General features: G+C 42.2%; 14 protein-coding genes. 1 reads left to right on the top strand and 13 read right to left on the bottom strand.

Features of this window, described 5'->3' with window-relative positions; all coding sequences use genetic code 11:
- Positions 1 to 5: 5 nt before the first annotated feature.
- Entirely contained in the window at positions 6 to 470 is a 465-nt protein-coding gene (locus QNM18_RS04810; RefSeq protein ID WP_284136531.1) for a hypothetical protein, read from the top strand.
- Here QNM18_RS04810 and QNM18_RS04815 read toward each other — a convergent pair.
- The 13 genes from QNM18_RS04815 to QNM18_RS04875 are packed head-to-tail and all read right to left on the bottom strand — an operon-like array spanning position 467 to position 13,370.
- On the bottom strand, positions 467 to 691 hold the full coding sequence (locus tag QNM18_RS04815; protein ID WP_284136532.1) for a hypothetical protein: 225 nt from the start codon (positions 689 to 691) through the stop codon (positions 467 to 469). The genes QNM18_RS04810 and QNM18_RS04815 overlap by 4 nt on opposite strands.
- Positions 684 to 2,273, bottom strand: coding sequence for a hypothetical protein (locus QNM18_RS04820; RefSeq protein ID WP_284136533.1), 1,590 nt, complete (start codon positions 2,271 to 2,273; stop codon positions 684 to 686). The genes QNM18_RS04815 and QNM18_RS04820 overlap by 8 nt, the downstream gene beginning before the upstream one ends.
- Positions 2,270 to 2,908, bottom strand: a complete 639-nt coding sequence (locus QNM18_RS04825; RefSeq protein WP_284136534.1) for a hypothetical protein — start codon at positions 2,906 to 2,908, stop codon at positions 2,270 to 2,272. The genes QNM18_RS04820 and QNM18_RS04825 overlap by 4 nt, the downstream gene beginning before the upstream one ends.
- On the bottom strand, positions 2,901 to 3,872 hold the full coding sequence (locus QNM18_RS04830) for a hypothetical protein (protein WP_284136535.1): 972 nt from the start codon (positions 3,870 to 3,872) through the stop codon (positions 2,901 to 2,903). Before QNM18_RS04830 ends, QNM18_RS04825 begins: the two co-directional genes overlap by 8 nt.
- The gene (locus tag QNM18_RS04835) at positions 3,872 to 5,935 is read right to left on the bottom strand and encodes a hypothetical protein (protein ID WP_284136536.1); all 2,064 of its coding nucleotides are present in this window, start codon (positions 5,933 to 5,935) and stop codon (positions 3,872 to 3,874) included. Before QNM18_RS04835 ends, QNM18_RS04830 begins: the two co-directional genes overlap by 1 nt.
- On the bottom strand, positions 5,935 to 6,294 hold the full coding sequence (locus QNM18_RS04840; protein WP_284136537.1) for a hypothetical protein: 360 nt from the start codon (positions 6,292 to 6,294) through the stop codon (positions 5,935 to 5,937). The genes QNM18_RS04835 and QNM18_RS04840 overlap by 1 nt, the downstream gene beginning before the upstream one ends.
- The gene (locus tag QNM18_RS04845; protein WP_284136538.1) at positions 6,291 to 9,902 is read right to left on the bottom strand and encodes a tape measure protein; all 3,612 of its coding nucleotides are present in this window, start codon (positions 9,900 to 9,902) and stop codon (positions 6,291 to 6,293) included. The genes QNM18_RS04840 and QNM18_RS04845 overlap by 4 nt, the downstream gene beginning before the upstream one ends.
- A 59-nt stretch (positions 9,903 to 9,961) precedes the next feature.
- Positions 9,962 to 10,720 carry a phage tail tube protein gene (locus QNM18_RS04850; RefSeq protein ID WP_284136539.1) on the bottom strand — a complete coding sequence of 253 codons (759 nt, stop codon included), beginning with the start codon at positions 10,718 to 10,720 and terminating at the stop codon, positions 9,962 to 9,964.
- 8 nt (positions 10,721 to 10,728) lie between these two features.
- Positions 10,729 to 11,133, bottom strand: a complete 405-nt coding sequence (locus QNM18_RS04855) for a hypothetical protein (protein ID WP_284136540.1) — start codon at positions 11,131 to 11,133, stop codon at positions 10,729 to 10,731.
- Positions 11,130 to 11,663: a hypothetical protein gene (locus tag QNM18_RS04860; protein ID WP_284136541.1), complete on the bottom strand. Its 534-nt coding sequence runs from the start codon at positions 11,661 to 11,663 to the stop codon at positions 11,130 to 11,132. Before QNM18_RS04860 ends, QNM18_RS04855 begins: the two co-directional genes overlap by 4 nt.
- Entirely contained in the window at positions 11,660 to 11,959 is a 300-nt protein-coding gene (locus tag QNM18_RS04865; protein WP_284136542.1) for a hypothetical protein, read from the bottom strand. Before QNM18_RS04865 ends, QNM18_RS04860 begins: the two co-directional genes overlap by 4 nt.
- Positions 11,946 to 12,290 (bottom strand): hypothetical protein, encoded by a 345-nt coding sequence (locus QNM18_RS04870; protein ID WP_284136543.1) that lies wholly within the window; start codon positions 12,288 to 12,290, stop codon positions 11,946 to 11,948. The genes QNM18_RS04865 and QNM18_RS04870 overlap by 14 nt, the downstream gene beginning before the upstream one ends.
- A gap of 45 nt (positions 12,291 to 12,335) precedes the next feature.
- A complete protein-coding gene (locus tag QNM18_RS04875; RefSeq protein ID WP_284136544.1) occupies positions 12,336 to 13,370 on the bottom strand; it encodes a major capsid protein in 1,035 nt (344 codons plus the stop codon).
- Positions 13,371 to 13,375 lie beyond the last annotated feature (5 nt).

Raw genomic sequence — 13,375 nt, forward strand, 5'->3', positions numbered from 1 at the left:
TGCTAATGACTACAATACTTTATGACCACGAAAATGAACATATCGCTTGCGACTCTCAAACTACTGAAAATGGAATTATCATTAACTCTGATGCAAATAAGTGGTGTGAGCTGAGCGATGATTCTCTTATTTTTGCAACTGGAGATACCGTTGATATTCATGAGTTGCAGCTCCATCTAAATGGGGGAGACCTTTCCCAAAATATCGGCGAAGTGAGCTACTTTCGAACTCATGAGACTTATGATCATGTCATCTATGGTTACGTACATGAAACGAAAGATAATACGAAGGTGGTCAGAGAAGAACCCCTATTTCATTCATATGGAATCGGTTCAGGTGGAAAAAGTGCAATGGTTGCTTTGAGCTTCGATACAAGCGCTAAAGAGGCAGTGATTAAGGCCGCAGAATTTGACATTAAAACCAATGATAACGTGAAGGTTTACAATATTTCAGAATCGGTTTTTATTTAAACCTCTAATTCAGAGTAAGGCAGATCGGGCGCCGCCCCTACAATGCGCCCGTCCTCAATATACGCACTTCCACTAGTAACCGAGTCACCTAAAACAGTACTTTGTGAACCATCACTATGTTCAACTTTAGTTGTACCGTCAGTATTAACAGTAACAACTTTAACTATTGAACGCTGTTTACTACTTAACACAGCGCTCAATCTATTTAATGCATTAGACATTACTCACCGTTTTAATAGTTTGATTAACTGTAATTGCGCCGGATGCATTTACTGACGCAGTAATAGAAAGACTGTCGCACGTAGCTTTGTACAGTGAATCCGTATACCGAATGCCAACAAGCATACCAGGGCGAATTGGCGGTAAATTAGTTAGAAGCTTCGTTCTAATAGTCGATTCTTTTTTGTTTCCACTTCGAGCAAGTTCACATGTTCCGCGCTGTCTAGCAGCTTGATTGTCAGTTATTAGACTATCAACAATGTCAGGGGCATATTGATCACCCAGAGTGTCACGGCGCTTTATTTTGCATGCAACGCCCTGCTGCTCGCCCCGAACAAACACCGCATTATTTTCTTGATTAATCGTTTCACGAGTCGAGTGCTCTAGAATCAATGACTCATTCAAAATAACATCACATACTGCAGTTTCAGTATTCCATGGGTTAACAGGCCACTCAGGAACGACGGACACCTCTTTTTTAACATCATCAAAATCTAGGATCCCACCTACACTTTGTGCGATTCGAAGAAAGGCTCCGGCAGGTGTCAATTCGCGATAACTGAATGCATTTTTGGGCACCGGAAAGTCAATCATTTTGTTTTTCAAAGACCATCCGGTGTTAGCCAATGAGTCAGATAACAAACCAGCAAAGGTTTTATCTACACTATTTGTATAGTTTGACTGTCTTGCGTATGGCGCCGACAAGAGCGCAAAGCGACTGCGAATTGAAGCACTATAGCTATTACTGCCAAACTTTAAAGATACGTTTGGCTGCTCACATATCACCACGAATTGATATCCATTTATAGAGACCAGCAACTCATTATTCAATGCCCGGTCCATGTCTGTTTTTGAACCAAACTTGATAGAGCCAGTTGCCGAAAACTGCCCTCTTCCAATCGAATAGCTAAAGCTGCTGATTATGATGTCCGTATTGTCAGACATTCTTTTGCATGTGATTTTCGGTTGCATGATATACGAGCTCTGTAATTGCGGTTCAATTGGAATTTTTCTATCAAGTGTTGGTATGTCATCATCAGAGCGAATAAGCCCGCCACCAAGAGTCCAAAAACAAACTTTTTCTGGCACTGAAAAACGGAGCTTTACATTCGCAGATTGGGCGTTGAAATTGCCATTTAAACGAAGCTTTACATGCCCATTTACAGGATGATCGATAAACCTACAAACATATGTGGGCAAAATAGGAGCATAGTCTATTCTATACTGGTTTAGCTTGGTTTGAGGTTCATTCCAACCAAATTTTATAAGCGAAAGCCTTGGTTTACTACTATCAAAAGTGAGTGTAAACACTTCGCTATTTACGCTTGATACGCGCCATACCTGTTCCCAGCCGCCCCTAATTTCATCTGTATATGTATGTGATAAGTCGCTATGTGACTCAAATTTAATGGGCTTATCTGTTTGCATATCGATATGCTGCGCGCTTAATTGAGATTCATTCCAAGCGCAATCAAAATAATTCGACATTAAAACACGCTCAACATCACCAGTTAAAAATCGAACCTTAATAGGTGAATGAGCTTTTTCACGAGAGTAATAACCGCCAAGTTTTATCGATATCATTGTGCCAAGTCAGCCGATTCACACTGAACACCATCCATAATCCCACCTGAATAAACCAGCTCATTGTCGAAAACTAGACATGAAATAGATTGCTCTTGAGAGTATTTTAAGGGCAGTGTAAGGGTTAAAAACTGAGTATCAAGCAACCTGTGCTGTAAAAGCTCTCCCGTATTTCTATCAATCAACATTAGACGCTCTGCACTGGGATCAGCATCAATTGAAAGTTTCGACGCGTGGACAGGAACGAGGTTAGATACAACAAGACTATTTACGTTTCCATTTGTATCTATTGTTTTTACACCGGCCTTTTTAAATATAAGTCCAGTCGCTGTATCACTTGTATTCTTGTAGTAGATTTGAACAGACGCAACGCCAGCACCAGGTATATACGCATACTCAGTCCACGCACCATCAGAATATGAGCTATTCCCGCGCTCGGTACCGTCAATCATAAACTCTCTGATACGAAAGCGAGTAGCCGTTCCGCCGTCAGGCTGAACGTTATAAGTAGCGAATGGCGTGACCGGTATGGGTAAAGATGTCTCAACACCTGCGAGCTCATTGAAAGAAACGCTGCTACCTGAAACGTTCAGATACCCTGAGGGAACAACGTTTCCCTTGAAAAGGTTAGTCATCCCACATCTCCGTGTTGATCACAAGTTTAGATGCTCTGGCAATTTGTGTGACTCGCAACACTAGGTGCTGCTGACCTCCATAGTTTACAAATGCTGGCCATATAACGTCATTAGGATGAGCACATAAAGTGTTGTACATACCGGGCAAAGTCCCCCGGCAGGCTGGCGAAAGTGAGCTAGCAACAACCCATTCGCCGGCTCTATCTTTTGAAGTCTCATAGTTTTTGAAAATCATTGTTATAGCAACCAAAGAATTGCTTGATATAGAACCTAAACTGTTTGCAGATGTCGTATTGACTGGTAAGTGCGGGCCTTCTGGCACATAAAGTGAGAATGAATTAGCAGCATCAGAGTCGAAAATCTTCACGCCTTTTTTCGAATTTCCATCAATGTCATTCAAAAAATCTAGGTTTCGACCAGTTCGAGTGCCAATGGTTGTCACTGTCTCTAAACTAAAGTCCTCGTCCATAAAAGAACTCAATGCCACAAATTTACCGGCGTCTTGCGAAATTCCATTAGACAAATCACCAAAGAAACAAGACACAAAATATTTAGGGGTTTGTATCGCGTAAGCTGCAATGTAACCGAAAATTACGTATACAGCTGTATCAGTGCCAAGCACCATCCAATTCACGTTATGCCCTGTGTGGACTTTGATACTTTGCTTCCATCCAGCACGCACTAAATTAGTTGAGCTTGTCGCGCTTTGCGCCCCTTGCAAATAGACGCCTTTGTTATCATTTGCGCCTGAATTGCTGCTGAAAACAACACAGCCTGCACCTTTATTCTGAAAACAGCATGCAGTCGCTTCAGTGAATAGTTTTGTCCAGCCCAAAGGCTGCTTTGAGCCATAACCAGTAACTAAACATGCCTCAATAACCTCTATGATTTCACTATATGTGCCAGATGTCAGTTGTGGCGCGCTTTCATCATCCCATCGATACAAAGTAACCGCTTTTGGCATCACAAGCTCCCTCTGAATGCAATTGTCGAATTGTCTGTTTCTATATTTGTGTGACCCGGTGAAACCGAGCGAATTAGCATCGTTGGCGCACTGCCAGCGTAAGTTGTAAACAAAAACGCTTCTCCCGGATTTAAGCCGGAGCCAAACGCCTCTTTTGGTAACTTGAAAAACGGCGCTGTAGTTAGTGGGTTCATTGGCATGCAATCAACCGAGGTATTGCCTGTTGCAACAATGCCCACGGACTCCCCTAAAACCTCAAACTCACTATTGGAAGTGAACACAATTGCCCAGCGTTGATTGATCGCACCTTGGTTTTTCATTTCAATAGGATATTGAACTGTGTTAACTGAGTTTGATGCCTGTGCTCCGTTTGCTGAAAAATCATTATTCCAACCGGACAACGTTCTTTCATCAGCTGTTCTGGCCTGCAAATCACCTAACCTTTGTACACTAGAAACTGTCGAGCCTTGGGGGTAGCTTCTACTTAACTCGGTAAATAGTTGAGCGGTCTGCCCGCTAATGCTCTGGATTTGAACCAATTCGGCTTGAATTGTAGTCACCACAAAAGGAGCTAAGAATGCCGAAATGCCAACATTTATAGTAAGCACACCGGTAGCTTTGTTATACGAGTAATTCTCGTCATTTGATGAGTATAACGACTTACCATTGCTATCAACTATGTCTAGCCAATCTGCATCAGCCAGCACATTTAGCGTTTGACCAACTGAGAGCGAAGAGTGAGCTGTTCGCTCTCTATGTTGAATGCAAACCAAATGATCTTCATGAAAGATTGGCACACTGCCTGATGGCAACTTGTTATAGTCAATACTGCCAGGCGGTGTTGGCATCGTGACTTCTTCCAGCTGATCAACATCATATGTTAGCGTGTCAGGCAAAACATCAACCAAAAATGTAAGAGTTACATCACCTGAACTAGTAACCGTGCCAGAAACATTCTCACCGCTGATGTTTCCATTATCGTCAGCTGAGGCGCTCAGATTAACACCTGAAGAAGTTGCAAACTTAATGTATAAACTGCTCATCGCGAAGGATGGAATGTCTAGGTTGAAATTTAGGCTCTTGGTTACCTGCTGTCTTTTAACAACCATCACACCTAAATCATCACTAACACTGCCATTGTAATCTATGGTCTCAATTTCAGTTATCACTCCTGAGTCATAGTCAATCGTTGCGATAACATATCCATTTTCTACAAATCGCCCCTCACCATCATCTGTGAAAACCTCATTGACTCCAGTCTTTTTAATTCTGCTATATCCTGGCAAAACTCGTTCACCTGGTGCCAATGTCAATTGAGCCGGAAACCTATGCCAACGAAAATCATTCGATGACATATAGAAAAAGGTAAACGTTTGCCCTGAAACTAATGGAAACTGAGAATTTAAATTGATTGAAATAGACGTGCCGTTCCTGTTCACTTCGTTAAAAAATACACGTTTCGTAGCCCAACGCTGCCAACCACTTGACCAGTAGCTATATATGCCATGGTAATTTGGTCTGTCAGTCAATAAGTCAGGCACTTCAAGATTAATTTGCGTCATGTTTCCATACGATGTTAGCTTCTGAGTACGAAACAAGCTGTCATTGCCAATTTTTAACCCAGTTCTTGCGATACGGTTGACTACTGTAGGCGCTACCGTGCGAGATGTATTCTTTATAACCAGCTCTTTACCTCCCGCCTCTTTAGTGATGTTACTTGTACCGTGATAAACTGCTGTTTTAAGCATGTCTGACATATCTGAAAGTAAACTTTCATCTTTTAGATGCGACGAATCGGCGATGAGAGTGCTAACCAAAGGATCGTCGGGTTGATCACTGACAAAAATATGCGCATTTAGTAACCTAGTTGCATCGGGCGTGAAAACTGTGGGGTACAACTTCACAAGGTCTAGCGAACTAGACGCATGATCAACATCGGAAATTGCACTAAAAACATCATTCAATTTTCCAGAGATTATAGCGTTCGCTGTGCGATGCCCACCTGCATTTGTTTCATTACCAAGCCTTTCAGGTTTGAAGATTTTTAAGTCACTTCTCTGCATTACACGGTCCTGAATCTTAATACTACATTTCTAAAAAAGTCGGGCTTGGCATCAGAAAAAAGCCGGTGTGGTTCAGCGCTAATTGGCGCCTCAGAGTGATCCCAAATAACATTAAACGTGACTCCCCGCATTGTAATTTGAAACTCAATTAAGGTGCTTTGTGAATGATTGAATAATGTTTCAAACGATGTGATATCTTCGAGCTCACTCTCTAGAACAACGCTCCGTCCCGCGACTATCTGACTTTTTTCCACATGCGAAGATCCATTTAAAGCGAACTCTGTTTGCTGAACAATTCCCGATGCCTGAAACTCATTTTTCCAAACAAACTGCGGGTACTCTATGCTGTCTAAAATCATTGAACTAACCTTAACTGTTCTAATTTGTCTATTAGCCTATCCTCCATTACGACAAGGGCATCCTCGACAACTTCATCTGAACTTATAACTTGCAATCGAATAGTTTTGCCTGTCGCTGGGAAAGCTTGAGTCGAGCTTTGTTGTGGCTGATATGCAGGTATGTATTCAACACTAGATGTAGAGCTCTGATCCGCTCTTTGGGAGCTGCTAACTGTATTGTTCGATTGCTTTAAAGCATCTCTTCTTTGTTTAATTAGAGCTGAGAGCGCGCCTCTTTGCTCTTGATCTAGGTAGTTCAATTGCTTGACTATTCGAGTGTATAAATCTTTTAAATCACTGGCAGAAGTTGCGCTGTTGATTTGAGATTCAAACTTATCATATTGAGCAGCTTGAGCTTGCTCTCGTGCGCGCCTCTCTTTCTCAGCTCTAACTTCTCTACTAGAAAAGCTGTAAGCACCATCTTTTTCATGCTGTTCTTGATAATCAACAATAGCTTTAACGGTTGGTCTTGGCCCTTGGTTTAAAGAGTTAACACTATTTGATGCACTTGAAGCACTGCGGCTAACGCTATCTAAAGCGCTTTTCTGGTCTCTAAGGCTTTTTAATTGAAGTTCATTAGCTTTTGTAGACTCTTTGGTTGCCTGTGTACCACGTCTGGTAGCTTCAGTTGCCGAGTCTTGCGCGCCCTTAAAGTCTCCAAGCAATTGATTAACAACTCGTAAAAGACCCTCAAGGCGGCTCTTTTCTTGGTTGTATTCTCGACTTTTAATTGCGCCCGATTGATATTTAGCTCCGAGGCTATCTATCTGACCAAGTAGTGCGCTTTGTTCACTTTGGAGCTGCCCAAGTGTGGCAAGCTCCAAGTTTTGTACTTTGTTTAGATCTAGCGTTTGTTGTGCAAGCCTGACCTGTTGAGCGTTTAGGGCTTTTTGAGCTTCGGCTTTCTGCTGAGACGTCGCTGTACTGGACGTGATGACTTGCTGATTAGTTCGAATAGCTTTGTTTGTTTCATTAACTGCACGTTGGTACTTCGACACAGCCTCGGAATTTGTATCAGTGACAGGTTTCAGCTCATTAGCTTTCGCTATGAGTTTATCTAGCTCAGTTGTGAGGCCAAGTGCCGCAGCCGCAGCCTCTACGCTTGACGGGACCGTTTGGTCTGTCGCATCTGCAGCACTGATTGCTGCATCGGCCCATTTTAAAAATGCTTGTTGCTGAGCTGATATAGGCTCATTGTGCTGTTGAATTAGTTCAAACGCACCTTGCAACTTTTCAGCTGTTTTTGTTAAAGACTCACTGCTATTTAAACCAAGTTCAGCGTATGCCTTACTTAGATCATTCGTTAAATAAGACTGGCGCTCAAGACTTTCGCTGTGAGCTTCATATTTCAACTTTAGATCGTCTATGTGCGCTATCTGTTCAGCGTATTGGTCACCAACTAACGATAGCGCAGCGCGGGCTGAGTCAAGGGATAAAATAAAACCGTCAACGCCATCCCTTACACCGTTAAGACTGACGCTTTGTGCATCAAGAGATTTTATTACTTCTAGTGCTTGGGGAATGCTCATTTGCAAGAAAGCTTGTCGATCCGCTTCTGCTTGCTTTGCCGCAACCGTTGCTTGTTCTAGTTCTTGTTGCTTCTTAGCTACGTTTTCATAAATACCTAATTGCTCATTCCAGACAACTTGGCCGCTGGCTAAAGCTGCATCATATTCTGCCATTGTCGTAATGTTCACACCCATTTCACGACTAATGTCTGCAAAAGCTTGTTGCAGTTTATTAGCTTGCTCTTGGGCATTTTTCTTACTTTCAGCTACTTCGCGCTGCATGGTCAGCAGCTTTTGATACTCACTATAAACTATAGCTAGTTGATCAATGAGTAATGTATAAGCGCTAACAGCGCCTAGTGAGGTTAAAATATTTTTGAATTTTAGAGAGCTTGCCGTATTTACTTTGGTTTGCGTGTCTACAGCTCGCAATGAAGTTACATAGGCTGTCAATGATGCTACCGCCGACCTAGCGCCCGCAATGACATTCGAGAAATAGCTACCAACTTTTAGTGCTAACCAGACTTTAGTGACAGCAATTATTGTGTCTTTGTATTCAACTAAGGTGCTGATAGCTCCCTTTACCGCTTCACCTGTTGATACTATTGTGTCGCTTATTGATTGCGCCCACTGCTTAAGTCGCCCATCTGCCGACATTGCAGCAAATTGCTTGTTTAATTCTGTTACTTGAGCTTTAAGCCAATCCATTGCCCCGCTGGTAGCAATCAGATTGTAAAATTGATCTAAATTGTCTTTAGCATTCGAGATTTGCCCGCTCAATAGTTGCATTTGTGCTTGGGCGCTACCTGCCCCATATTCGCCCATCTCTTTAATAAGAGCGGCGATCACATCTCGTCCAAGCTTACCAGCTGTCGATAATCGTTGTAACTCAACAACATTTTTACCGGTTGCACGCTCTAACATTTCCCAGATTGGGATCCCGCGCTCTGTAAGCTGTAGAATTTCTTCACCTTGAAGCTTCTGCTTAGTCCAAGCTTGCCCGAGAGCTAAGCTCACCCCTTTCAACTCTTCGTATCCACCACCAAGTTTGAACACGGTATCAACGATGGATTGCATTGAGCCGTCCATCGGATCCAAGCCAAAAGCTTTAAGCTTCACAAAAGCCTGACTGACTTGCGATAATTGAAGCGGTGTATTCTTGGTGAATTCCTTAATCCACTTTGTCGCCTCTCGACCCTCCGCAATACCGCCCATCAAGCCATTAATTTGCAGGTTTAAACGCTCGAACTTATCGCCAATAGTAAAAATTTGAGCAATTGTAGACGCTACTTGGTCGAGCCCGATATAGGCGGCACCCAAAGCAATAACATCTTTCGTTACGCTTGATACACTTCCACTATAACTATCTGCGCTTTTAGTTGTACGCTCTAAAAGCCTTTGCTGCCTTGATAGCTTATTTGAAGTGTCAGAAATAGCTTTTTGAGTGCCTTTTTGGCTGACTTCAAGTTTTCGATATTCTTCTGAAAGATTGTTTAGATCTCGCCCTTGGCGCTTGAGTTTTTTGGTGAGTTTTTCAAATTCGTTTCCCCCTTTTGTTATTGAGGTCGCTAACGAATTCACGCTACTGCGCTGCTTTTTGATTGCTAAATCATGATTGGACAATGTTCGAATTGAATCGTCATAACTAGATTTAAGCGACTCAACTTTCTTTTTTTGGTCCGAAATACTTTGCTCTAGCTTTTCACTGCTACCACTGGACCCCTTCAACTCCTTTTCTAGCTCACTGAGTGATTTTGATGCTTGGTTTAATTCTTTTTGAAGTTGTTTAGACTCAGTGCTAAGTTCGGTCTTTTTCCTTTTAAGCTCATCAAGAGCAACGCTATTTTCAGTGTACTCCTGCTTAGTTTTGCCCAACGAACCAGATAGCTCATTGTATCGTTCAATAGCACTTTTCTGAGCATCCGTTTTTGCGAGTTCTGCGTTGAGAATTTCAATTGTCTGCTCTAAACGCGCAGCTTCTTTTTCTGCATTTTGGGCCGGTTTAGAAAGAAGGTCTCGTCCCCTAATAATGAACTCAACCACTTTATTTTTGAAAGACATTTGAACTCCCAATAAAAAAGCCCCTGACCGGGGCTTAAACTCACATCATGATTATTTAATTAAATGACATCTAACAGATAGTCGTAGTCTTTGCCTTGAGCTATCGATGCAACACCTTCGAATTCTGGTGACATGTATTCATTCTGAAGGAAATTAAGTGAAGACGTTGAACTCATTTGGGCAAGCGGAATGTCTAGTTGTACTTTTTCGCCAGTATCTATATTGACGCCAGTGAGAGATATTGCCCAATTAACTTCTTGGACTTCACCGCCTTTCACGCGGCTACCTTCCAATGCAAGAGCTTGATAGGTTACTTTTACCAAACCGCCATTTGCTACACGCCCCCCTGGTAACGGACGAATAAGACCTGCCGCCCATTTAACTTCATAGTCAACACCATCATCTAAAGTATCCGCCCCAGATTTAACAGCCCAAGTTGTGCCAGTTATATGCCTAGAGCCTAGCTCGGACCACGTACCATCGCTATTGAGTGTTATATCTTTGTCTGTGGCATTAACAGCTTGTTGATTTAGATTGCTATGCTCTGCGGATAGTGCGTCAGCAATCATTTTTGAATCAACTTCATCAAGCTTTAATTTCAGTTTTGTAGGGTTTGCTGTCTGCACCCTTCCAAGTGACTTACCAAAAGTACTTTTGTTTTTTGAGGAGCGAATAATCGCCTCAATATCAGGTTCTATTTCCAAGTTTTCGGCATTTATCGGCCCAACTGCGCCAGTGCCAGGAAGTGGAACACCTTTACTATTAGTTCTAGTTAAAAATACTTCACCACGAAGTATAAAACCTTGTGACTCTGACATGATTATTCCTATTTGAATTTAATGTTTAAACTGAATACAGCCTTAGCATCCCTATCTTGCGGTTCAGGCGGTATGATTTTGATTGCTTCTGTGAGTGAAAACCCAATGGCATGTCCGTCAAGGGCGTTGTTTACTGACTTGTTTTCGGCTTCTATTGCAAGCTTAATTTCATTTACCAATGAAAGAAGAAGTTCGTCCGCAACTTCATAAAATTGAGCATTTGCCCTATGCGACAAAATTGCCAGCGCTTCTATTTGTTGTGGCTTTCCAACACCCACTTCCAGCACTTGGATTGTGATGCGCTTCTCTTCATCTTTCTCTATCGAATTTGCTTTGTAGAACCCTCTTTCCGTTGGCGCATACTGCTGAAAGAATTCAACTGCTGCGTTTAAAACGGTAAGAGCATCGCTCATAATGACCTCTCAAATTTTTTAGTTAGCATTTGCACAACGAAAGGCTCAACATCATCCTTGATCACTGCTAAGGAACCAGCAACACTCGGACCATAAGGTACGCTTGGTATCTCACGAGTTGTTTGCCCTTTGTCACGGTAACCAAGCAAAATATTGCTATTCTTACCTTGGAAAATAAATGCACCTTTCCAGTGACTCGTTTTCCCACGTAAAAATGCGCCCATATAGCCCGCAATAACCAATTTGTTCGGCGATTTAGGGTTTACGCTACGACGATATACAGGATCCTGTAAGAAATTTATTGCGCTACTGACTCGGTGACGCGCGGAGATAATCAATTCAAGCTGGCTTGGTTGAACCTTTAGCTGTAAACGTTCACCAATGTAACTTCTGTCTTGGAACCCATAGCGATCATAAATCGCGTTTACTAGCTCGTCTTTTACCTGCTCTCCGCTATCTGTGATCGTCTGCTTGAGTTTGATTTGAGCAGTTGTGCGTATGTCGCGTATTTGTCGTGATAGTTTTGTCATGAGAATACAAAAGTGATTGAGATCTCATCTTTTGAGTAAAGCTCAGTTAGATGAAACACTTCATTGTTAATTGATATTTGACCGTGCACTTCAGGGGCGCACTGCGAACGAAGAATTCTGACTGTCTTTATTTCTTCTCGAGAGACAACTGTATATGCTTCGCCACGCTCACGGACCCGCTCCACGACTTCAACATCAATGTATTGCCCTTCATAGATTGCTTTGTCAGCAGTAGCAAAGAAGAGCTTTTCCTCAACCGAATAGCTCTTCTTTAGAGCGTTTCTAAGCAGGTTCATAGTGCTTTACTTGATCATACTTGAGCGCTATTTGCGCTTGCTCAGAAGTCAATGTGTTTACGCCTGGTGCAACTGTAAAGCTGGTATCATCATTCGACTTATCAACTTGTAGAATCAGTAAACCATTGCGTTCACTGAACACTTTTGCGTTTTCAGGTTTATGTTGATCTGCTTTGATTGTACTTTCTTCTGACTTATCTGATAGCTCAGCTTTTAAATCTTCAATTTGTTGATTTAGCTTTGCTTCCGTTTTTTCTGGTACAACTTCTCGCTGTAACTGCAAAGACAGCTCTGTTACTTCTTCTGTTAACTGTTCAATTTTATTGCTCATTGTTTTACTCGCAAAAAAAGCCGCAGACAGCGGCTTATAGGTTGATTAGATTAATTTGATAACGACAAAGGCGTCTGGATCTATATTTGCCATTAGTGGCGCGGATTTGGTAACTGTAAAGGTCTTAGCAACATCGCCCGTTTCTTTATAAATTTTCGGGAAACGGTCAGTCTCACTCATCCCCGCTTCAATGGCATCATCATCAAGTATTGCGCCATAGAGTCGGGCCAGTTCAACGCCTGAATGCCCAAATACAAATGTGTAGTCATCTAGGTAGTTTTGTTTAACACCATTCACGCGCATATAGCCCGTATAGACGACAACTAGGACATCGCCAAGATATCCTTTGTAAGACACATCTTTTCCTAGGTCTTTAAGTGCTGTTTCAAGCTGGGAGTTTGAACCCCTTCTTGTTTCGAGCTTGTTGCTTATGGCATCAAACTCATTTAGAAGACCCCAACCAAGCTGATCACAAATCAGTATGTTTAAACCATGCTCTGATGCAACTGCATACTTTTCAATGTCTTTCATTGGATCGTATGTTTTACGATCTTTTGATATCCATGAAGCTGCGCCAGCTAACGTGATTTGATTTTCTGGGCTTCTGTTAAAATTAACATTAATTGGCTCTGGTAGCCCTTCACCTTCACAAGTGTAATGCCCGTCAACTACCGCTCTAACAGCCATCCATTCCTCAGTTTGTTGAATTGCGAGCTCTTCATCAATCAAGTTTTGCGTGATGATCGCTTGCCTGCGCTGTTGCAAAGACAACTCTCCGGAGAAGGCCTCACCAGGGCGTCTTTTCAGTGTCTTTGCGACATCTACATCATGTTTTGGTTTGAGTGAGGCAGGCTTAATTGATGAAGTCGTGTGACCACGAGTTTTGATCACTTTTCCGTTTACTTCTGGTGCAACAAAAACGGCTGAGTTGACAGCTTCGTCAACTTTGTCAATGTCCACTTCTTCGGTAGAAAAAGTGTACATATTGGGGAAAAACAGAGCTAAAAAAAGCGAAGATACCTTCGCTTTCTTTTTTTGAACTACGCCGTAAAGCGCTCGTGGTGTGTATGTGTCTGACATTTTTA

The sequence above is a fragment of the Pseudoalteromonas obscura genome, from assembly GCF_030135505.1.
Taxonomy (GTDB): Bacteria; Pseudomonadota; Gammaproteobacteria; order Enterobacterales; family Alteromonadaceae; genus Pseudoalteromonas; species Pseudoalteromonas obscura.